The sequence below is a fragment of the Harryflintia acetispora genome, from assembly GCA_004340125.1.
GTDB lineage: Bacteria > Bacillota > Clostridia > Oscillospirales > Ruminococcaceae > Harryflintia > Harryflintia acetispora.
Genome location: SLUK01000015.1, coordinates 14,295 through 34,229 on the forward strand (window position 1 = coordinate 14,295; position 19,935 = coordinate 34,229).

Sequence of the window (19,935 nt, forward strand, 5' to 3'; positions counted from 1 at the left end):
ACGCGGCGTGCGGCGCCCCGGCGGGACGGCATTCCCCCCGGGGCGCCCGCGCTTTGAGTTTGAGGACGGTATGAAAACATTACGCTTTACCCGCCGGGAGGCCGGCTTTCTGATCGGCACCGGGATCTTGGCGCTGCTGGTGCGCGGGACCTTCTTCCCCTTTGTCTCGACCGATTTCCGGGATTTTCTCAGCCTGTGGTTCGATACCCTGCGGCAAAACGGGGGCCTTGGGGCCATCGGGCTGGCGGTGGGGGACTACTCCCCACCCTATATCTATCTGCTGGCGCTGCTGACCTACCTGCCGCTGGACGGGCTCCATGCGGTCAAGCTGCTCTCCTGCGCGGCGGATTTGGTGCTGGCCCTTTACGCCATGCGTATCGTCTGGCAGGTGGTGGGGAACAAAAGCTATGCGCTGCTCGCCTGGTGCGGTGCGCTCTTTTTGCCGACGGTACTCATCAACAGCGCCGTCTGGGCGCAGTGTGATGCGATCTATACCGCCGGGCTGCTCGCCTGCCTGTACTATTTTTTGCGGGAGGACAGCCTGCGCGGGATGCTCGCCTTTTCGCTGGCGCTGGCCTTCAAGCTGCAGGCGGTGTTCCTGGCGCCGCTGCTGTTGGCGCTGCTGCTCAAGGGCAGGCTGCGCCCGCTGCATTTGCTGCTGCCGCCCGCGGTCTACCTGCTGGGGATCCTCCCGGCGGCATTGATGGGGCGGGACTTCGGCGAGCTGCTGACCATCTATCTCAGCCAGGCCGGCAGCTATCAGGAGCTCTCGATGATGGCCCCCAACCCCTACAGCTGGCTAAATGGCATGGACTCCGAAATCTTCGCCCCGGCGGGGATTCTGCTGCTGCTCGGCGTAACTTTGATCGGCTGCTATTTCCTGGTGAGCAGCCGGGTGAAGCTGAGCGAAAGGGCGATCGTCTCCCTGGCGCTGCTCTCGGTGCTGCTGGCGCCCTACCTGCTGCCCCATATGCACGAGCGGTATTTCTATGCCGCCGACCTGCTCTCGCTCGTCTACTGGTTCTGCTATCCCAGGCGCTGGTATGTCCCGCTCGGGGTGGTGGGCTGCTCGTCCTATGTGGTGTGCAACTTTGTCTTTAGCTTCGATGGAGGCTTTCTGCGCGTCGAGCTGCTGGCGGTCGTCCTGCTGGTCGTGATCTTTTTGCTGCTGCGGGACACGGTGCGCGAGCTGCGGGGAGAGGCACAGGCGTGAGCGCGGCAAAATAAAAGGCCCCGGAAGGATTTTCCTTCCGGGGCCTTTTGGCTCTTTAGTCGTTGCCCCCGCCCTTCTTTAAGGAGAAGAAGATGGGGATGTACCGCGCCAGCGCGAAGAGGAGCAGCAGGATGTTGAGCAGCACCACGGTGTTCACGACCCGCTCGTCCAGCGTGGGAATGAGCACAATCACGATGGTCGAGAGATAAAAAAAGAAGGTGGCGAGCTTGCCGAACCACTTGGCCGAACCGGGATGGATCCGCTTGCGAAAGAGCAGGATCCCGCCGGTAAGCATGAGCAGCTCCTTGACGGCGAAGACCGCCAGCGCCGCCAGAAAGACCGGATAGCGCAGCGACAGGCAGAAAAGGATGGCCAGCTGGGTGAGCTTGTCGGCTACCGGGTCGAGTACCTTGCCGAGCTCGGTCACCATGTTGAATCGCCGGGCGATGTATCCGTCGCACAGGTCGCTGAGCCCCGAAACGATCAGCAGGCCCGAGGAGAGCAGATAGCTGCGCTTCCACAAAAACGCCCACAAAAAGAAGGGGATGAGCAGGATGCGCACCAGGGACAGGATATTTGGAATGGATTTGAGCTGGCTATATGGTCCTCGCATGGACGATTCTCCCTTACGGTCGAGGTTGGTGGAATTCCAAAATATTCTATCACATTTTGCGCACCAAGGCAATCCAAAATGCCGCAAGGGCCGGGGCTGTTTTTTGACTCCCGATATGGTATAATTGTATTAACTTATCAAAACTGTGCAAAGGGAGATGAGGGCGTTGGTGTCCGAAAGCAGGATTACGGTGCGGTATGCCGAGACTGACCAGATGGGGATCGCCCACCATTCGGTCTACCCGGTCTGGTACGAGGTGGCGCGCACCGATTTTATTAGGCGCCTGGGGATGACCTATTCCGAGATGGAGCGCAGGGGCGTTATGCTGCCGCTGAGCGCCCTCAGCTGCCGTTACCGCGGGGTGGCGAAGTATGAGGACGAGCTGTGCGTGCGGGTCAAGATCAGCCTCTTTTCCGTCTCGCGGATCGAATTCTCCTACGCGATCTACCGTGCCGGGGAGCAGAGCCCCATCAATACCGGCACCACCCTGCACGGCTGGGTGGACCGCGAGACCTTCCGGCCGCTGAATCTCAAGAAGAAGCACCCCGAAATCTATGACCTCGTCCAGAGCTCGCTCGGCGACGAGGCGCTCTAGGAGGGAACGCGATGTCCAAAGCCTATTCGTCCGACAGGCTCTACCATTTGCAGCTTCGCCCCGGCGAGGTGGGGCGGTACGTTATCCTGCCCGGCGACCCGGGGCGCTGTGAAAAGATCGCCTCCCGCTTTGACGCCCCGGTTCTGGCGGCGCAAAACCGGGAATTCACCACCTATACCGGCACCCTCGACGGGGTGCGGGTGAGCGTCACCTCCACCGGGATCGGCGGCCCCTCTGCCGCCATTGCCATGGAGGAGCTCTATCAGTGCGGGGCTGACACCTTTTTGCGGGTGGGCACCTGCGGGGGCATGCAGCTCGAGGTGGAAGGGGGCGATTTGGTGATCGCCACCGGCGCCGTGCGCGCCGAGGGCACCGGGCGGGAATACGCGCCCATCGAATTCCCGGCGGTGGCCGATTTCGCCGTGGTAAGCGCGTTGGCAGAGGCGGCGCGGGAGGGCGGCAGGCGGTACCACGTCGGGGTGGTGCAGTGCAAGGACAGCTACTACGGCCAGCATGAGCCCGAGCGCATGCCCGCCGGATACGAGCTGCAGCAGCGCTGGCAGGCCTGGCTGCGCTGCGGGTGCCTCGCTTCCGAGATGGAGTCGGCCGCCCTCTTTGTGGTGGCGAGCTCCCTTCGCGCACGCTGCGGCACGGTGCTCGAGGTGGTGGGCAACCAGGAGCGCCGCAGGGCGGGGCTCCTGGACCACATCGTGCACGAGACCGGCGAGGCGATCGACACGGCAGTCCGGGCGCTGCGAAGGCTGATCGCGCGGGACGGGGAGCGAGCCTGATTTTTCGCCCGGCAGACGAACAAATTTTAAAAAAATTAACATTTGATGAATAAAAGAGGTATATACTGTAGAGGTACGGCGCGCTTCGGCAGGTTTCGCCCCTCGCCGTGTTTTGGGGGATTTGCCGCGTTTTACCCGCCGGCGCGCAGGAATCCGGGATATTCAAGGCGTCAAAGCCGCCTTTTCTATAAAAATCACTTGAATTTATCGCACCGATTCGGTAAAATAAGATAAGAATGGGCTGGTTTATCCTTGCGTGCAAGGCCTGCGGGTTATTTGGATAAATCGCCGATGGAAGAGGGGTTATATTAATGTCAAACAGACTGTTCCAGGGAATCGTGCACCAGATGCGTGATACCATCGACCGCGTCATCGGCGTGGTGGACGACACCGCCACCATCATTTCCTGCAGCGAGCTGTCCAAGATCGGCGAGACCAACGAATACCTGATGCTCGATTTGGGCGAAAACAGCGATATGTTCATCCGCGACGGCTACACCTACAAGCCCTTCGCGGGCAAGGGCCGCCCGGAATATTCGGTCTTTGTGGAGGGGACCGACGACATGGCCGCCAAGTTCTGCAGCATTCTGGCGATCACCCTCTCCTCCATCAAGCAGTACTACGACGAGAAGTACGACCGCAACAACTTCATCAAGAACGTGATTTTGGACAACATCCTGCCCGGGGACATCTACGTCAAGGCGCGGGAGCTGCACTTCAACACCGACGTCTCCCGGGTGGTCTTCCTCATCCGGGTGCTCTCCACCAACGACATCTCGGCCTTCGACGTGATCCAGAACCTGTTCCCGGACAAGCAGAAGGACTTCGTCTTCAACATCAGCGAGACCGACATCGTCCTGGTCAAGGAGATCAAGGCCGGGATCGAGAGCAAGGACCTTGAGAAGCTGGCCCGTTCGATCGTGGACACCCTGGGCAGCGAGTTCTACACCAAGGTGGTCTGCGGGATCGGCACCCCGGTCGCGGGGGTCAAGGACCTGGCCAAATCCTTCAAGGAGGCGCAGGTCGCCCTGGAGGTCGGCAAGGTGTTCGACACCGAGAAGTCGATCGTCAACTATGACAACCTCGGGATTGCGCGGCTGATCTACCAGCTGCCGACCACCCTGTGCGAGATGTTCTTAAAGGAGGTCTTCAAGAAGGGCTCGATCGAAAGCCTGGACCATGAGACCCTCTTCACCATCCAGCGCTTTTTTGAAAACAACCTCAACGTTTCCGAGACCTCGCGCAAGCTGTTCGTGCATCGCAACACCCTGGTCTACCGGCTGGAGAAGATCAAGAAGCTCACCGGGCTCGACCTGCGCGAGTTTGACCATGCGATCGTCTTTAAGGTCGCCTTGATGGTCAAGAAGTACCTGACCAGCAACCCGGTCAAATATTAAGGCGCGAGCCTTGACAAAATTGCACCTGCCCTTTCCATTTTGCAGCAAAAAGGGCGGGTGTGCGTTTTGCCCGGCACAGGGCAGAAGCGGCCGTCCCCGGCGGGGGACAAATCAAAACCGACCGAAAACGAGAGACAGAGAAATTTGGGGAATGAGGGGCGGCACCCTCAGGAATGGTGGTTTATTGGTTTATCATGATTAACTTTACCGATGTGAAAAAGGTGTATCCCAGCGGTACCCATGCGCTCAACGGGATCACGCTGCGGATCGAAAAGGGCGAGTTCGTCTTCATCGTCGGCGCCTCGGGCGCGGGCAAGAGCACGCTGATCAAGATGCTCCTGCGCGAGGAGGTCCCCAGCAGCGGCCTGGTCGAGGTCAACGGCTATAACCTCAACAAGATGCGCCGCCGGCAGATCCCGTACTTTCGGCGTTCGCTCGGGGTGGTCTTCCAGGACTTTAGGCTGATCCCGACCATGAACGTCTATGAAAACGTCGCTTTCGCCCTGCGGGTGACCAATGTCGCCAACCGCGACATCAAGCGCAGGGTGCCTTACATACTCAGCCTCGTCGGACTGGTGCACAAGGCCAAGTCCATGCCCGAGCAGCTCTCGGGCGGCGAGCAGCAGCGCGTTGCGCTCGCGCGCGCGCTGGTCAACAACCCCCAGCTCATCATCGCGGACGAGCCCACCGGCAACATCGACCCGGAGCTCTCGTTCGAGATCGTCGACCTGCTCAATGAAATCAACAAGGTGGGCACCACCGTCGTCATGGTCACGCACGAGCACGACCTCGTGCAGCAGTTCCAGCGCCGGGTGATCACCATCGAACAAGGCCGGGTCCTCTCGGACACCGCCGCATTGGGAGGTTTCTGATGAGAGGGAGCAGTTTTGGATATTTGATCAAGGTCGGCGTGCGCAGCGTCTTCAAGAACCGTCTGATGTCGTTCGCATCGATCGGCGTGCTGACGGCCTGTATGCTGCTCATCGGCTCGGCGGGCATGCTCTCCTTGAACGTCAACAGCATCGTCGGCTATGTGGAGGATCAAAACGAGGTGGTGGTCTTCGCGGACGACAATCTCGACGAGGACGAGCTGCAAAACCTCGACCTCGACCTTCATTCCATGGACAACATCCGCGACATCCAGTTTATCTCCAGGGAGCAGACGCTGGAGGAGTTTAACGAGAAGAGCGAGGAGGGCCTCGGGTTCGAGGAGGGGGACAACCCCTTTCCCAACGCCTTTCGCCTGAGCGTGGACGACCTGTCCCGGCTGAGCGAAACGGTGACGAAGCTCCAGGGGCTCGAGGGGGTCATCGAGGTCAACGCCCCGACCGACATCGCCTCGACCATCGTGTCGGTCAAGCAGGCGGTCTACATCGGGGGATCGAGCATCGTGCTGATCCTGGCGATCGTCGCGCTGATCATCATCGCCAACACCATCAAGATCACCGTTTTTAACCGCCGCAAGGAGATCAACATCATGAAGTTTGTCGGCGCGACCGACACGTTCATCAAGCTCCCCTTCTTTGTGGAGGGTATGGTCCTGGGGCTGCTGGCGGCCTCCCTTGCCTTCTTCATCCTCTGGGGCGGGTACGAGTACCTGGTCACCTGGATGGACGGCAACCAGTCCGCGCTGTTCATGATGTTTAAGGACCAGATCATCCCCTTTGAGAGCATAGCCCTGATGATGTACGGCGCCTTCGCCGCGGGCGGAGTGCTGATCGGCGTGGGGGGCAGTATGATTTTCGTTCGCAAGTACCTGCGGGTGTAAGTCCGCGTCGATGGAACAAAAGAAGGAGGACCACCGGTGAAAAATCGTAAGACCCTGCTCGCCATGCTGCTCAGCGCGATTCTCTGCCTCGGCTCGTTTACCGTTTCTCCCGCCCATGCGAGCATCGGGAAAGCCGAGCCCCATCCGGATGAATATTCCGACGAAAGCGATGAGGACGAGGACGACTCGGACTGGTGGGACGACGATGATGAGGAGGAAGAAGAATCCAGTTCGTCACAGTCCAGCCATCCGACCGAGGACGACTTCAAGGACGAGCTGAGCGACCTCAACAGCAAGCTCAAGGATTTGCAGACCCAGCAGAAGGCGCTGCAGGACCAGCTCGCCGGCGCCAAGAGCGAGAAGGAAAAAAAGCTGGTCGAGAAGACCCACTGGGAGAAGCAAATCCAGATGACCAAGGAGCAGATCGCCCTGCTCGAGGAGCGTATCGCCCTGCTCGAGGAGCAGATCGACGACAAGCTGGAAGAGATCGAAGAGAAGCAGTCGGACATCGACAAGAACTATGAAACCTATAAGCAGCGCATGCGCGCGATGTATATGCAGAACCAGTCCTCCACCCTGGCCATGGTGCTGGGCGCGAGCGACTTCACCGACTTCCTCATGCGCACCCAGATGGTCAAGTCCATCTCGGACCACGACCAGGAGCTGATCGACACCCTCAAGAAGGACCGCGCCGACCTGGAGCAGGCCAAGGCGGACCTGGACGAGAGCAAGCAGATGGTTGAGGAAGACAAGGAACAGATGGCGGACAAAAAGAAGGAGCTGGAGGTGAACCTCGCCGAGACCCAGAGCCAGATCGAGGACATCGCCCTGCTCGAGCAGCAGTATCTGGCGCGCAAGGCCGAGTTCGACGCGCAGGAGAAGCTGGTGCAGGCCGAGCTTGATAAGATCTATGCCCAGATCGACACCTCCACCGAGTTCGTCGGCGGCGAGTTCGGCTGGCCGCTGCCCGGCTTCACCACCATCACCTCCTACTACGGGTGGCGCTTCAACAACTCCAACTTCCACACCGGTATCGACATCAGCGGCCCCGGCGTCTATGGACAGAGCATCCGCGCCTCGAACGACGGTACGGTGGCCTTCGTGCAGAACTCCTACACCGACGGCGTCGGTTACGGGCGGCACGTCATCGTGGACCACGGCGGCGGCTACTCCACCCTCTACGCCCATATGACCAGCATCAGCGTCAGCGAGGGCGACCATGTGACCCGCGGGGCGACCGAGATCGGCAAGGTCGGTTCGACCGGCTGGTCCACCGGCCCGCATCTGCACTTCGAGGTGCGCATCAACGGCAAGCACCAGGACCCGATGGGATTCTTAAAGGGATAGCAAAAAGGCGGCCTGGTTTCTGAGTTCCCCGATGGGCGCCTCCCATGCTTTGCCCCAAAGAATATGACTCCTTCCGTTCTCTGCGCGGCCGCTCCTTTTGCTGCGGCGAAAGATTGTCTGTAACCCATCGCTCCGGAAGGGCATGGCCCCGTCGGTGCCTGAGGGTTTCCCGGCATTTCAATTGTAAACTATAACAGTCAGCCCCCGGCCATACGGCCGGGGGCTTTTTCAGTCTCGCTTTCATCAATAGGGGGAATCCTTCTTTTTGCGGTACCGCCTGGCGAGGTTGATCCCGATCGAAAAACCGACGGCCACCACGACGAAGACCGGCATGATCCATTTGTTGTAGCCCTTGTCGGTCGAGAGCACCTCGGTCCAGAGGCTGTCGAGCAGCAGGCTGGTCTCGGGCGAGAGGGCGAGGAAGGGCTCGGTATTTTCCAGCACCTCGGGCGGGGGATAGCAGACCGGGTCGTTTTGGACCTCCTCGTCGAGCAGCTCGAAGGCCGCTTTGTTCGGCGTGGAGTAGCCGATGTACTCGATGTTGTCCGCCGCGACCCGGGGCTCGCACAGGAAGTTGATGTACAGCTCGGCCGCGGCCTTGTGGGCGGCCCCTTTCGGGATGCACACCGCGTCCACAAAGAGGTTGGTTCCCTCCTTGGGGATCGAGAAGCGCAGATCCTCGTTGTCCTCGGCCATGATGAGGTAGTCCCCAGCATAGTAGGGGGCGATGGCCGCCTCGCCGGAGAGCATCTTGTCGAAGATCTCGTCCATGACGTAGGCCTGCACCAGCGGTTTTTGATCCTTGAGTTTTTCGCAGGCCGCGCGCAGCTCGTCGTGGTCCTCGGTGTTCAGCGAGTAGCCCAGCAGCTTCTGGGTCAGGCCGAAGGCGTCGCGGGAGTTTGAGAACATCAGGATGTCCCCGCGGTACTGTTCATCCCAGAGGATGGACCAGCTGTCCACCGGCTCCTCGACCGTGCCGATGTTGTAGATGATCCCCACCGTCCCCCAGGTGTAGGGGACGCTGTAGCGGTTCTCGGGGTCATATTCGGGGTTGCGGTACTGCTCGTCGATGTTCTCAAACGCCGGGATACTTTCAAAATCCAACTCCTCGAGCATATCCTCGGCGATCATCCGCGCAATCATGTAGTCGGAGGGGATGATGACGTCGTACTGCGCGCCGCCGCCCTTGAGCTTGGAGTAGAGCTCCTCGTTGGTGGCGAAGGTGGAGTAGTTGACCTTGATCCCGGTCAGCTCCTCGAAGGCCTTGTTCACGTCCAGCGCCCCGTCGCTGCCGTCCGAGATGTACTCGCCCCAGTTGAAGACGTTGATCGAGGCGTTCTGCCCCGCAAACTGCCCGTAGTACGCCATGTCGTACTCCCCGTCCTCCCCGGCCGCGAAGGCGTTAAACGGGATTAGCGCCAGCAGGCAGGCGGCGAGAGCGCACAGCAGTTTTTTCCTTTTCATATGCGCACCGCCTTTCTCTCCCGGCGCTCTTTTTGGATGGAGGAGAGGTTCCCCAGCAGCAGCGCTAAGAGCACCACCACGAAGATGATGGTGGACAGGGCGTTCATCTCGGGGCTGACCCGGCGGCGCAGCTGGCCCCAGATGGCGATGGGCAGCGTCTGCGAGGTGGGGCCCGAGGTGAAGTAGCTGATGACGAAGTCGTCCAGCGAATAGGTCACCGCCATGAGGAAGCCCGCCATAATCCCGGGCATGATCTCGGGGATGACCACCTTGTAGAAGGCCTGGAAGGGGTTGCAGCCGAGGTCGAGCGCCGCGTCATAGGTGTTCTTGTCCATCTGGCGCAGCTTCGGCAGGACGTTGAAGATGACGAAGGGGATGTTGAAGGTGATGTGCGAGAGGATGAGGGTTAAAAGCCCCATCTGGATGGGCACGCCCATCTTGGTGCGCATGAGGACGAAGAGCATCATCAGCGAGACGCCCATGATGATCTCGGGGCTCATGATCGGGATATAGGTCAGGGTGCGCACCGCGCGGCCCATCCACTTGTTCATGCTGTAGATGCCGATGGCCGCCGCCGTGCCGATCAGGGTGGCGAAGACCGAGGAGACCACCGCCACGATCAGGGTGTTGCCGAAGGCGGAGAGGATGGCGTCGTTGTGGAAGAGCTTTAGATACCAGTCAAAGGTGAAGCCGGTCCAGGCGCCGCGCGACTTGTTGCGGTTGAAGGAGAAGACGATCAGCACCAGGATGGGCAGGTACAAAAAGACCATGATCGCCCCGGTGTAGAGGCGGGAAAGACCCTTATGCCGTTTCATATGAGCATCCCCTCCATTTCCTCAGAGTCGTCGAACTGGTTCATCACGCTCATGCACAGCAGGACGATCACCATGAGCACCAGCGAGATGGCGCTGCCCAGATGCGGGTTGTAGGCATTGCCCAAAAACTGCATGTCGATCAGGTCGCCGATCATCAGGTTGCTGCCGCCGCCGAGCATCTTTGAAATGATGAAGGTGCTCACCGCCGGGACGAAGACCATGGTGATCCCGCTGGAAATCCCCGGCATGGACAGGGGCAGGACCACCTTGGAGAAGACCTTCATCGAGCCCGCGCCCAGGTCCTGGGCCGCCTCGATGACCGAATGGTCGATCTTGACCATGATCGAGTGCAGCGGCAGGATCATGAAGGGGAGGTAGTTGTAAACCATCCCCAGGACCACCGCGCCCGAGGTGTTGATCAGCTCGAAGGGCCCAAGGCCGATCATCCCGAGCACCCGGTTGATCACCCCGGTCTTTTCCAGCAGGGTCATCCAGGCGAAGGTGCGCAGCAGGAAGCTCATCCACATTGGCAGCATGATGAGCATGAGGCCGATCTGCTGGGAGCGCGCGCTCTGGCGCGAAAGGATATAGGCCAGCGGGTAGCCGAGCAGAAGGCAGACCGCGGTGGCGATGGCCGCCAGCCAGATGGATTTCATAATGACGTCGGTGTACTTGCCGACGTCCGATATGTTTTTAATGGTAAAGCCGCCGTCGGGGGTGGTGAATGCGAAAACCAGGATCAGCAGCATGGGTATGATGGTAAAGACCACCATCCAGACAAGGTAGGGGAGGGCGGCGTATTTCGCTTTGCTCATCGCTCATTCCTCCATCTTGTGCATGATCTGGATGTCCTCGGGGATCACCCGCAGCCCGACGAAGCTGCCCACCTCCTGCGGGAGGGTGGAGTGGATGATCCAGCGAAAGCCGTGCGCGCCCACCGTGATCTCGTAGTGCACCCCCTTGAAGAGGATGGACTCGACCACGCCGGAGAGCTGACCCTCCTCGGGAGAAACCACCTTGACGTCCTCGGGGCGCACCACCACGTCGACGCGCTGCATCTCGCCGAAGCCCTTGTCCACGCACTCGAACCTGACCCCGCAAAACTCCACCAAAAAGTCGTGGATCATGATCCCGTCGATGATGTTGCTCTCGCCGATGAAGTCGGCCACAAAGGCGTTGACCGGTTCGTTGTAGATGTCCTGCGGCGTGCCGATCTGCTGGATTTCGCCGTCCTTCATCACCACCACCCGGTCCGACATGGTCAGCGCCTCTTCCTGGTCGTGGGTGACGTAGATGAAGGTGATCTCCATCGCCTGCTGGATCCGTTTGAGCTCGCCCTGCATCTCCTTGCGCAGCTTGAGGTCCAATGCACCGAGCGGCTCGTCGAGCAGCAGGACCCGCGGATAGTTGACCAGGGCCCTCGCGATCGCCACGCGCTGCTGCTGCCCACCCGAGAGCTGGCCCACGCCGCGCTTTTCAAACCCGCGCAGGTTGACCATTTCGAGCATCTCGCCAACGCGCGAGGCGATCTCCCTGTCCGGCAGCTTTTTCAGCCGCAGCCCGAAGGCGATGTTCTCGTACACGTTCAGATGCGGGAAGAGCGCGTAGCGCTGGAACACGGTGTTCACCGCGCGCTTGTAGGGCGGCAGGGCGTTGATCCGCTTGCCGTCAAAAAAAATGTCACCCTCCAGAGGCTCGATGAATCCACCGATGATCCGCAGCGTCGTGGTTTTCCCACAGCCGGACGGCCCCAGAAATGTGACAAATTCCTTGTCATGGATCTGAAGGTTCAGGCCGTTTAAAACCCGCTCCCCGTCAAATTCCACGACAGCGTTTTTGATGTCGATCAGGACATCGTTCATGTTGGTAGTCCCCCTTTGCGGTTTTTAGTCAGCAATGCGCCGGCCCTGACGAAGCCTTTCGCGCATCTCATTTGATCCGTTTTTTAAAACGGATAAACTTTTAGAAGCGGCTCGCGGTCGCCCGCTTTTTTGCCGCTTCCCCGGAAAGGAAATCCCTCCCGGACTTGCCAACCCACACGCCCTCTTGACACCGCTTCCCGCAAAAGGTGGTCGCCGGGGAAGCTTTGCAGCACTCTCCTTAAAGAGACTTCCCAGCTCGGCGATTTTCTAATCGTTCCCCGCAAAAGTGCGGGGCCGTTGTTAGGCGGCGTACCCGGACATGTGTATTGCCCGCCCAAACGGGCGAAGGCAACGTATATCACTATAGCAGAAAAATGCTGTTTGTCAATAAATTTTCCGAAAAACCCGCTGTTTTTGATGATTTATCCATGATTCCCGTGGTTTTCCCGCCGGGAATCTATAAATCATGCAAGGATCACGGAATAGCTCCGCCATTCTTCATTTTCCTCGGGGGAGATGCGAAGGGACGAAACCGGACAGACTGTCATGTTTGCACCCGCCGGCGCATAAGATTAGGGTGAATGCAAAGGCAGATGAAAGGGGCGGCAAAAAATATGGCGGCAAGATCGAGATACCAGCACTACCAGCGCGCGCGGCGGGAGGGGGAGGGAGCCTCCAAAGCCGAGCGGCAGGCAAACTTTCTCACCTTCCAGATCATTATGGTGCTCCTGCTGCTGGGCGCGGTGTTCCTCTGCAAGCACTTCGGGCTGAAAGTGTTCGAGGACATCCGGCGCCTGGGGGACCTGCTGCTGGGGGGGAAAAGCGAGTCGGTTTCCACCGTGCTGGACTACAAAACGCTGGAGGACATCTTTTCGGGCAATTTTGAGTTCGACCTCTCCTCCTTCGGTGCGGTCAGCTTCCTGTCGCTGGGCCCGGCCGGGCTGCTGCTGCCGCGCGAGAGCGGCGCGCGGGGCGGCTCCTTCCCCGGCGTTCTGCAGGGAGGGGACGGGGCCTACCAGCGCCCGCGCAGCGTGAGCTTCTCCCCGCTCCTCCTCTCAGCCCAGCCGAAGCCCCCCGTCGCGGGGCGGGTGACCTCCGGTTTCGGCTGGCGGGAAAACCCGACCGGGGAGGGCGTGGACTTCCACACCGGGCTCGACATCGCCGCCGCCGAGGGGACCCCCATCCTGGCCTCTCTCCCGGGGGTGGTGGAGGATACCGGCTACAGCGAGAGCTACGGCAATTTCGTCCACCTCTCCCACGCAAACGGGCTGATGACCACCTATTCCCATTGCTCCGAGATCATCGCGCAGCCGGGGGAGCGGGTGCGCCAGGGGGAGCGCCTGGCGCTGGTGGGGCAGACCGGGAACGTGACCGGACCCCACCTGCACTTCGAAGTGCGGCAGGACAACCTGTGCTACGACCCGATGGTCCAGCTGCTGCCCTACCGCAGCGCCTCGGTGGGCTGAAATGGAGTTCTATGTCGGGAACACCCGGGTGAAGGTCTCCTTCTGGTTCCTCTGGGCGCTCACCCTCTTTGTGCTGCTGGACCGCAGCTTCATCGTGCTGCCCCTCTTTGGCACCATCCTGCTGCATGAGGGGGTGCATCTGCTGGTGCTGCGCCTTTGCGGGGCGAAGGTTTGCGGGTGCGAGCTGCATCTTTACGGCGTGCGCCTCTCGTGCGACTTGTATACGCTCAGCCGTGTGCGGCGCGCGGCGGTGTATCTAAGCGCGCCGGTTTGCAACCTGCTGATAGGGGGAATCCTCTACCTCTATGACCCGATGATCATTTTCGGCGTCTATAACCTGGTGATCGGCGCTTATAACCTCATCCCCATCCCCCCGCTCGACGGCGGGAACGCCGCCAGGGCCCTTGGCCGCTCGCGCGCGGCGAAGGCCGCCTGTTCGCTTGTTTCTTTGCTCTGCCTCGGCGCCGCCTTCGCCGGGGCGATTTGGCTCGTGTGGGCCTATCACAACTGGACCCTGCTCGCCTGCGCGCTCTATCTGCTGGCGGTGCTGCTGAAGGGCGGGGAAGAGGCGCTCTGAACGCCTTGCTACGGCTCCGGGGCGGACGGGCTCTTGCGCGGCGCCGACCAATATTGTATAATTAGAAACTATGGAAGTAAAAGGCCCCTGCCGGCCTTGGAAAATGAGGTATCGTTTTGAACGAAGCTTTGGAGAAGAAAATCGAGCGCGCGCTGCGCCGGGTGCAAAAGCCCGCGCGCTATATCGGCAGCGAGCTGCACAGCGTCATCAAGGACCCCGCGCAGGTGGCCATACGGATCGCCTTCTGCTTCCCCGACCTGTATGAGGTCGGGATGTCCCACCTGGGGATGAAAATCCTCTACAGCCTCTATAACGCGCAGCCGGATATCTGGTGCGAACGCGCCTTCATGCCGGACACCGACATGGTCGAGCAGATGAAGGGGCTGGACATCCCCCTTTTCGCGCTCGAGAGCCGGGACCCGCTGCTGGGCTTCGATTTCGTGGCCTTTACGCTGCAATATGAGATGAGCTACACCACCATCCTGGCGATGCTCGACCTTGGCGGCATCCCGCTCTACGCCCGTGAGCGGGACGAGCGGCACCCCATCGTGATCGCGGGCGGGCCGTGCGCGTGCAACCCCGAGCCGGTCGCCGACTTTTTCGATCTGATCATCCTCGGGGAAGGGGAGGAGGTCAATCTCGAGCTGTGCGCGCTCTACCGCGAGGTGCAGGAGAGGCGGGAGTATCTGCGAAGGGCTTCGCAGATACCAGGGGTCTACGTGCCCTCCCTCTACGACGTGGAATATCACGGCGACGGCACCGTGCGCGCCGTCACCCCGCGCGAGGGCGCGCCGGCGACGGTCACCAAACGGATCATCCGGGACGTGGACAAGGTCTTCTATCCAAAGGAGTTCATCGTCCCCTTCATCAGCACGGTGCACGACCGGGCCATGCTCGAGGTGCTGCGCGGGTGTATCAGGGGCTGCCGCTTCTGCCAGGCGGGGTTCATCTACCGTCCGTTTAGGGAAAAGACGGCCGCGACCCTCGATGGGGACGCAAAGGCGCTGACCTCCTCGACCGGGTTTGAGGAGATCAGCCTGACCTCGCTCTCGACGAGCGATCTTGGCGAGATCGAGCCGCTGCTCGACAGCATGCTCGACTGGACCGAGCAAGAGAAGATCAACCTCTCGCTGCCCTCGCTGCGGATCGACACCTTTTCGCCCGGGCTGCTTGAGAAGATCGACCGGGTGCGCAAGAGCGGGCTGACCTTCGCCCCCGAGGCGGGCACCCAGCGCATGCGGGACGTGATCAACAAGAACATTGACGAGGAGGAGATCTTCTCCTCCTGCCGCACCGCCTTCGAGGGGGGCTATACCTCGGTCAAGCTCTATTTCATGATCGGCCTGCCGACCGAGACCGAGGAGGACCTGGGGGGGATCATCGACCTGAGCCAGCGGATCGTGGATCTTTACTACTCCCTGCCCACCAAGTCCAAGGGCAAGGCGGTCAATGTGACGGTGAGCGTTTCGAGCTTTGTGCCCAAGCCCTTTACCCCCTTTCAATATGAGCCGCAGGACACCACCGAGCAGCTGATCGCGAAGCAGCGCTTCCTGCGCGAGCAGATCAAGACCCGCAAGATCACCCTCAAGTGGCACAACAGCGACGTCAGCCACGTCGAGGGGATCCTGGCCAGAGGGGACCGCAGGCTGGCCCCCGTGTTGGTGGACGTCTACCGCCAAGGGCACTACCTCGAGAGCTGGGAGGACCGCTTCGGGGTGGGGGCGTGGCATGAGGCGATGGCCCGCGCGGGCCTCAGCGAGGCCTTCTATGCCAACCGCCAGAGGGGCTTTGACGAGCTCATGCCCTGGGACCATCTCGACTACGGGGTCACCAGAGAATTCTTGCAGCGGCAAAACGAGCTGGCCCATGCCGGGACCCCGACGCCCAACTGCCGCGCGCAGTGCGCGGGCTGCGGGGCGAACAAGCTGATAGGGGGGAGCTGCTTTTGATCGACATCCGGATATTTTATAAGAAGCGGGGCAGGATCAAGTATATCTCCCACCTCGATATGAACCGGCTCATGCAGCGCGCGCTCAAGCGCTCGGGGCTGCCGGTCTGGTATACCCAGGGCTTTAACCCGCACATGTACCTCACCTTCGCGCTGCCCCTCTCGCTCGGGTTTGAGAGCGACTACGAAATCATGGACATCCGCCTGACCGAGGAGCTCCCGATGGAGGAGGTCGTCGCGCGGCTGGACGCTCAGATGCCCCCCGGCCTCACGGTCTTTAAGGCCGCGCCCCCGGAGATGGATGTTAAGGAGATCACCGACTGTATCTATGAGATCACGGCAGAGGTCCCCGGCGGCGCCAAAAAGGCGAAGGAACAGCTCGAGGCGCTGATGGCCGAGCCCGCGCTGATGGTGGAAAAAAAGACCAAGCGCGGGGTCGCCACGGTGGACCTGCGCCCGAACGTGGAGCTTCTGCGCTGCGCCCCGCAGGGGGAGGATATCCTCGCGCTGCGGCTGCGCTGCACCAGCGGCAGTACGCTCAACATCAATCCCACCCTGCCCATAAACCTGTTCTGCGCGCGGTACGGCTACGAGCCCGAGGGGGTATCCTACCTGCGCGTACAGGTGCTGGCCGGCGGGCGGGAATTTTGCTGAGAGAAACCAGAAATTTTTGGGGAAACTCCAAAAAATACCTTGCGCGGCTCTGAAAAGTGTGCTATTATAGTTAGGCATGTGAGATTCCGTTGCGCAGTTTTTCTGCGTAAAGGGGTTTAGTGCCTTGCCGATACCGGCAATGACATTAAAGCGGACAGTCCTCTGTCACCGGCGCAGACGGCCTTGTGCAAGGGGCCGGCGGTTCTGATAAGACCGTGTAAGTCGCCCGCCGCCGAAGGGTGCGGCCACCGTGTAGCGTGAGAATGAATGTCTGAATAATAAGGAGGAGCATTAAGAATGGATGCTTTGAAACTGATTGCACAGGACAGCTTAAAGAACGAGGTACCGGAGTTTCACGTCGGTGACACCGTCCGGGTCCAGGTCAAGATCAAGGAAGGCGAGCGCGAGAGACTGCAGGCCTTCGAGGGGACCGTTATCGCCCGCCAGCACGGCGGCATCAGCGAGACCTTCACCGTGCGCCGCGTGGCCCATGGCTGCGGCGTGGAGAGGGTTTTCCCGCTTCACTCCCCCAACGTGGATTCCATCCAGGTCATCCGCCACGGCAAGGTGCGCAGAAGCAAGCTGTACTACCTGCGGGACCGCGTCGGCAAGGCCGCCAAGGTCAAGGAGCAGATCCGCTAATTATAACAGCAGCCAGAAAGGGTCCATTCGGGCCCTTTTTGTTTTTGTATGGGCCGGGCGCCCGGATGTGCGTCCCCCTCAGGAAACAGAAGATTTTACCGGCGGGGAACTGTACAATTTGGCCCAAACGGTTTATAATAGTAAAATGGATTTTCTGTCACTTCAAGAGGATTGCCGGGGCGCCGGTCCTCGGGAAAGGAATGGTTATCAGCATGCAGAACAAAGAAGACGTTGCGGGGGGAACGAGCCTCGCGGTTTTTGAATACCTGGAGATGCTCATCTTTGCCGCGGTGACGGTGGTGCTGCTTTGCACCTTCGTTTTCCGCATGGTGCGCGTGGACGGCTGGTCGATGTTCCCGACCTTGACCGACGGCGACTTCCTGGTTTCCACCCACATGTTCTACGAACCCCAAAAGGGCGACATCGTGGTGATCACCAAGCCCAACGAGATTTCCTCCCCGCTGATCAAGCGGGTGATCGCCACCGGCGGGGACACGGTGGACATCGACTTTGACAGGGGCAAGGTCACCGTCAACGGGACCGAGCTCAAAGAGGACTATATCAACGACCTCACCCATTACCAGCCCCCGCAGGGCCTTGACTATCCGCTGACCGTGCCCGAGGGCGAGGTGTTCGCCATGGGGGACAACCGAAACGAGTCCTCGGACAGCCGGGATGCGCACATCGGCCTGATCGACACGCGCTACATCATGGGGAAGACCATCTTCCGTTTGCTGCCGGTGGATAACATCGGCCCGATCGGCCATTCGGCGGGCGGGACCTTCGCGGGAGTCTGATCGCGCCCACATACTCATTTTAGGATAAGGATGGCTTATATTATGGCACAGTCGCAGATACCCTCGATCCAGTGGTTCCCGGGGCATATGGCCAAGACCCGCCGCCTGATGAAGGACAGCCTTCGCCTGGTGGACGTGGTGGTCGAGCTCATCGACGCGCGCATCCCGCGCGCGAGCCGGAACCCCGAGCTGCATGCGATCATCGGAAACAAGCCCCACCTGGTGCTGCTCAACAAGGCGGACAGCGCCGACGAGCGGGTGACGGCGGAGTGGTGCGCCTATTTCAAAAAAAAGGGGATCGTGGCGATCCCGACCGACTGCCGCAGCGGAAAGGGGCTTTCGCAGTTCACCGGCGCGGTGGAGGAGACGCTGCGCGAGTTGACCGAGCGCCGGCGCAAAAAGGGGATGCAGGGCTCCCCGATCCGGATGATGATCGTGGGGATCCCGAACGTGGGCAAGAGCTCGCTGATCAACCGCCTCTGCGGCACCCGGCGCGCCAAGGTGGAGGACCGCCCGGGCGTGACGCGGGGCAAGCAGTGGGTCAGCTTGCAAAACGGGATGGAGCTGCTGGATATGCCCGGCGTGCTCTGGCCGAAATTCGAGGACCAGGCGGTGGCCGAGCACCTGGCCTTTGTCGGCTCGATCAAGGACGACGTGCTGGATATCGAGCTGCTGGCCGTGCGGCTGCTCGAGCTGCTCGCAAGGGACTATCCGCAGCAGCTCTGCGAGCGCTACAAGCTCGAGCCCGGTTCCTTGGAGGGGGCGGACGGCTACACCCTGCTCGAGGCGGTGGGCCGCAAGCGCGGCATGCTCATGCCGGGCGGGGTGGTCAACACCGAGCGCGCGGCGATCATGCTGCTCGACGAATTCCGCGGCGGCGTGATGGGGAAGGTATCCCTCGAGCGGCCGTGACGCGGGGAGGAGGACGCTATGGCAAGCAGTACCAAGCTCGAGTTTGATCTCTACCAATATGAGCGGGAGGCCTACCGCACCGGCTTTCTGGCGGTGTGCGGGGTGGACGAGGCCGGGCGCGGCCCGCTGGCCGGGCCGGTCTACGCCGCGGCGGTCATCCTGCCTAAGGGACTGGAAATAGAAGGGCTCAACGACTCGAAGAAGCTCAGCGAAAAGAAACGCGACGAGCTCTACGATATTATCTGCGCGCAGGCGGCCGCCTACTGTGTCGCCAGCGCCGACGAGCGGGAGATCGACAAATACAACATTCTGCAAGCCACCTTCCTGGCCATGCGCCGGGCGGTGGAGGGGCTCGGCGTTGCGCCCGACCTGGTGCTGGTGGACGGCAACCAGGACCCGCAGCTGCCCTGCGAGCATACTTTGACCATCGTCAAGGGGGACCAGCGCAGCGCCAGCATTGCGGCGGCCTCGATCTTGGCCAAGGTCAGCCGGGACCGGTATATGCTGCGGCTGGCGCAGGAGTACCCGCAGTATGAGTTGCAGCGTCATAAGGGCTATCCGACCAAGGCGCACTATGAGCGCCTGCGCCAGTTCGGGCCCGCCCCGATCCACCGGATGAGCTTTCTAAAGAAATTTTTCGAGGGTGAAAAGAAGGGATGACAGGTGGCAAACAGACCACGGGGATATAGGCGGGAACGCGGCCGGCTGGGCGAGGAATACACCCTGCGCTTTCTGGAGGACGACGGCTACCGGATCGTGGAGCGCAACTGGCACAACAGCTTCGGCGAGATCGACCTGATCGCCGAGAAGGACGGTTATCTCGCCTTTGTCGAGGTGCGCACCCGCACGGCGGGCTACCTCGTCGAGCCGGTCAGCACGGTCAACAACCAAAAGCGCAAGCGGATCATCTTCGGCGCCCAGCAGTTCCTGGAGGAATACGACGTCGGCGGGCTGCAGCCCCGCTTCGACATCGCCGAGGTGATCCTCATGGAGGGAGCGCATTTCTCGGTCTGCGGCTTCCACTATTATCCCAACGCCTATACCATGGACGACATCACGCTGTTTTAAAAGGAG

At 60.8% G+C, this 19,935-nt stretch carries 21 protein-coding genes; 16 read left to right on the forward strand and 5 right to left on the reverse strand.

Annotated elements, in window-relative coordinates; all coding sequences use genetic code 11:
• Positions 1 to 70 precede the first annotated feature (70 nt).
• Positions 71 to 1,213, forward strand: a complete 1,143-nt coding sequence (locus EDD78_RS13245) for a hypothetical protein (protein ID WP_132085253.1) — start codon at positions 71 to 73, stop codon at positions 1,211 to 1,213.
• Between the two features lie 55 nt (positions 1,214 to 1,268).
• On the opposite strand, the gene EDD78_RS13250 is transcribed toward EDD78_RS13245, so the two are convergent.
• Positions 1,269 to 1,826: a CDP-alcohol phosphatidyltransferase family protein gene (locus EDD78_RS13250; RefSeq protein ID WP_132085254.1), complete on the reverse strand. Its 558-nt coding sequence runs from the start codon at positions 1,824 to 1,826 to the stop codon at positions 1,269 to 1,271.
• Positions 1,827 to 1,995: 169 nt separating this feature from the next.
• Between EDD78_RS13250 and EDD78_RS13255 the strand changes: the two genes are divergently transcribed.
• From EDD78_RS13255 to EDD78_RS13280, 6 genes are all read left to right on the forward strand, one after another.
• Positions 1,996 to 2,421: an acyl-CoA thioesterase gene (locus tag EDD78_RS13255; protein WP_286170907.1), complete on the forward strand. Its 426-nt coding sequence runs from the start codon at positions 1,996 to 1,998 to the stop codon at positions 2,419 to 2,421.
• An 11-nt stretch (positions 2,422 to 2,432) separates the two neighbouring features.
• Positions 2,433 to 3,212 (forward strand): uridine phosphorylase, encoded by a 780-nt coding sequence (udp, locus tag EDD78_RS13260; protein ID WP_132085256.1) that lies wholly within the window; start codon positions 2,433 to 2,435, stop codon positions 3,210 to 3,212.
• Positions 3,213 to 3,523: 311 nt separating this feature from the next.
• Positions 3,524 to 4,609 carry a PucR family transcriptional regulator gene (locus EDD78_RS13265; RefSeq protein ID WP_079698391.1) on the forward strand — a complete coding sequence of 362 codons (1,086 nt, stop codon included), beginning with the start codon at positions 3,524 to 3,526 and terminating at the stop codon, positions 4,607 to 4,609.
• 194 nt (positions 4,610 to 4,803) lie between these two features.
• On the forward strand, positions 4,804 to 5,481 hold the full coding sequence (gene ftsE / locus EDD78_RS13270; protein WP_079698471.1) for a cell division ATP-binding protein FtsE: 678 nt from the start codon (positions 4,804 to 4,806) through the stop codon (positions 5,479 to 5,481).
• On the forward strand, positions 5,481 to 6,377 hold the full coding sequence (gene ftsX / locus EDD78_RS13275; protein ID WP_132085257.1) for a permease-like cell division protein FtsX: 897 nt from the start codon (positions 5,481 to 5,483) through the stop codon (positions 6,375 to 6,377). The genes ftsE and ftsX overlap by 1 nt, the downstream gene beginning before the upstream one ends.
• A gap of 36 nt (positions 6,378 to 6,413) precedes the next feature.
• Entirely contained in the window at positions 6,414 to 7,724 is a 1,311-nt protein-coding gene (locus EDD78_RS13280) for a murein hydrolase activator EnvC family protein (RefSeq protein ID WP_132085258.1), read from the forward strand.
• 243 nt (positions 7,725 to 7,967) lie between these two features.
• Here EDD78_RS13280 and EDD78_RS13285 read toward each other — a convergent pair whose 3' ends face one another.
• From EDD78_RS13285 to potA, 4 genes are read right to left on the reverse strand one after another with little or no spacing between them, the layout of a single operon-like run.
• A complete protein-coding gene (locus EDD78_RS13285) occupies positions 7,968 to 9,188 on the reverse strand; it encodes an ABC transporter substrate-binding protein (protein WP_132085259.1) in 1,221 nt (406 codons plus the stop codon).
• A complete protein-coding gene (locus EDD78_RS13290) occupies positions 9,185 to 10,003 on the reverse strand; it encodes an ABC transporter permease (RefSeq protein ID WP_079698395.1) in 819 nt (272 codons plus the stop codon). The genes EDD78_RS13285 and EDD78_RS13290 overlap by 4 nt, the downstream gene beginning before the upstream one ends.
• A complete protein-coding gene (locus EDD78_RS13295; RefSeq protein ID WP_079698396.1) occupies positions 10,000 to 10,818 on the reverse strand; it encodes an ABC transporter permease in 819 nt (272 codons plus the stop codon). Before EDD78_RS13295 ends, EDD78_RS13290 begins: the two co-directional genes overlap by 4 nt.
• Positions 10,819 to 10,821: 3 nt before the next feature.
• Positions 10,822 to 11,865 carry a spermidine/putrescine ABC transporter ATP-binding protein gene (potA, locus tag EDD78_RS13300; RefSeq protein ID WP_132085260.1) on the reverse strand — a complete coding sequence of 348 codons (1,044 nt, stop codon included), beginning with the start codon at positions 11,863 to 11,865 and terminating at the stop codon, positions 10,822 to 10,824.
• 614 nt (positions 11,866 to 12,479) lie between these two features.
• Between potA and EDD78_RS13305 the strand changes: the two genes are divergently transcribed.
• The 9 genes from EDD78_RS13305 (at position 12,480) to EDD78_RS13345 (ending at position 19,929) form a co-directional block, all read left to right on the forward strand.
• Positions 12,480 to 13,331 (forward strand): M23 family metallopeptidase, encoded by an 852-nt coding sequence (locus EDD78_RS13305; protein ID WP_159448911.1) that lies wholly within the window; start codon positions 12,480 to 12,482, stop codon positions 13,329 to 13,331.
• A gap of 1 nt (position 13,332) precedes the next feature.
• Positions 13,333 to 13,908 (forward strand): site-2 protease family protein, encoded by a 576-nt coding sequence (locus tag EDD78_RS13310; RefSeq protein ID WP_132085261.1) that lies wholly within the window; start codon positions 13,333 to 13,335, stop codon positions 13,906 to 13,908.
• Between the two features lie 116 nt (positions 13,909 to 14,024).
• Complete coding sequence (locus EDD78_RS13315; RefSeq protein WP_286170909.1) at positions 14,025 to 15,857, forward strand: TIGR03960 family B12-binding radical SAM protein; 1,833 nt, start codon at positions 14,025 to 14,027, stop codon at positions 15,855 to 15,857.
• Positions 15,854 to 16,510 carry a TIGR03936 family radical SAM-associated protein gene (locus tag EDD78_RS13320; protein ID WP_165873237.1) on the forward strand — a complete coding sequence of 219 codons (657 nt, stop codon included), beginning with the start codon at positions 15,854 to 15,856 and terminating at the stop codon, positions 16,508 to 16,510. Before EDD78_RS13315 ends, EDD78_RS13320 begins: the two co-directional genes overlap by 4 nt.
• A 297-nt stretch (positions 16,511 to 16,807) precedes the next feature.
• Positions 16,808 to 17,152, forward strand: a complete 345-nt coding sequence (gene rplS / locus EDD78_RS13325) for a 50S ribosomal protein L19 (RefSeq protein WP_079698400.1) — start codon at positions 16,808 to 16,810, stop codon at positions 17,150 to 17,152.
• 212 nt (positions 17,153 to 17,364) lie between these two features.
• Complete coding sequence (lepB, locus tag EDD78_RS13330; protein WP_132085263.1) at positions 17,365 to 17,949, forward strand: signal peptidase I; 585 nt, start codon at positions 17,365 to 17,367, stop codon at positions 17,947 to 17,949.
• Between the two features lie 42 nt (positions 17,950 to 17,991).
• Positions 17,992 to 18,861, forward strand: a complete 870-nt coding sequence (gene ylqF / locus EDD78_RS13335) for a ribosome biogenesis GTPase YlqF (protein WP_132085264.1) — start codon at positions 17,992 to 17,994, stop codon at positions 18,859 to 18,861.
• Positions 18,862 to 18,879: 18 nt separating this feature from the next.
• Positions 18,880 to 19,521, forward strand: coding sequence for a ribonuclease HII (rnhB, locus tag EDD78_RS13340; protein WP_132085265.1), 642 nt, complete (start codon positions 18,880 to 18,882; stop codon positions 19,519 to 19,521).
• A 3-nt stretch (positions 19,522 to 19,524) separates the two neighbouring features.
• Complete coding sequence (locus tag EDD78_RS13345) at positions 19,525 to 19,929, forward strand: YraN family protein (RefSeq protein WP_079698404.1); 405 nt, start codon at positions 19,525 to 19,527, stop codon at positions 19,927 to 19,929.
• The last annotated feature ends 6 nt before the right edge of the window (positions 19,930 to 19,935 follow it).

Bases quoted from the DNA above. Each gene is read 5' to 3' on its own strand.
- ftsE (WP_079698471.1), top strand. From the start codon at position 4,804: ATGATTAACTTTACCGATGTGAAAAAGGTGTATCCCAGCGGTACCCAT.
- EDD78_RS13290 (WP_079698395.1), bottom strand. From the start codon at position 10,003: ATGAAACGGCATAAGGGTCTTTCCCGCCTCTACACCGGGGCGATCATG.
- EDD78_RS13265 (WP_079698391.1), top strand. From the start codon at position 3,524: ATGTCAAACAGACTGTTCCAGGGAATCGTGCACCAGATGCGTGATACC.
- ftsX (WP_132085257.1), top strand. From the start codon at position 5,481: ATGAGAGGGAGCAGTTTTGGATATTTGATCAAGGTCGGCGTGCGCAGC.
- rnhB (WP_132085265.1), top strand. From the start codon at position 18,880: ATGGCAAGCAGTACCAAGCTCGAGTTTGATCTCTACCAATATGAGCGG.
- ylqF (WP_132085264.1), top strand. From the start codon at position 17,992: ATGGCACAGTCGCAGATACCCTCGATCCAGTGGTTCCCGGGGCATATG.
- rplS (WP_079698400.1), top strand. From the start codon at position 16,808: ATGGATGCTTTGAAACTGATTGCACAGGACAGCTTAAAGAACGAGGTA.
- potA (WP_132085260.1), bottom strand. From the start codon at position 11,865: ATGAACGATGTCCTGATCGACATCAAAAACGCTGTCGTGGAATTTGAC.
- lepB (WP_132085263.1), top strand. From the start codon at position 17,365: ATGCAGAACAAAGAAGACGTTGCGGGGGGAACGAGCCTCGCGGTTTTT.
- EDD78_RS13305 (WP_159448911.1), top strand. From the start codon at position 12,480: ATGGCGGCAAGATCGAGATACCAGCACTACCAGCGCGCGCGGCGGGAG.
- EDD78_RS13245 (WP_132085253.1), top strand. From the start codon at position 71: ATGAAAACATTACGCTTTACCCGCCGGGAGGCCGGCTTTCTGATCGGC.
- udp (WP_132085256.1), top strand. From the start codon at position 2,433: ATGTCCAAAGCCTATTCGTCCGACAGGCTCTACCATTTGCAGCTTCGC.
- EDD78_RS13250 (WP_132085254.1), bottom strand. From the start codon at position 1,826: ATGCGAGGACCATATAGCCAGCTCAAATCCATTCCAAATATCCTGTCC.
- EDD78_RS13310 (WP_132085261.1), top strand. From the start codon at position 13,333: ATGGAGTTCTATGTCGGGAACACCCGGGTGAAGGTCTCCTTCTGGTTC.
- EDD78_RS13295 (WP_079698396.1), bottom strand. From the start codon at position 10,818: ATGAGCAAAGCGAAATACGCCGCCCTCCCCTACCTTGTCTGGATGGTG.
- EDD78_RS13285 (WP_132085259.1), bottom strand. From the start codon at position 9,188: ATGAAAAGGAAAAAACTGCTGTGCGCTCTCGCCGCCTGCCTGCTGGCG.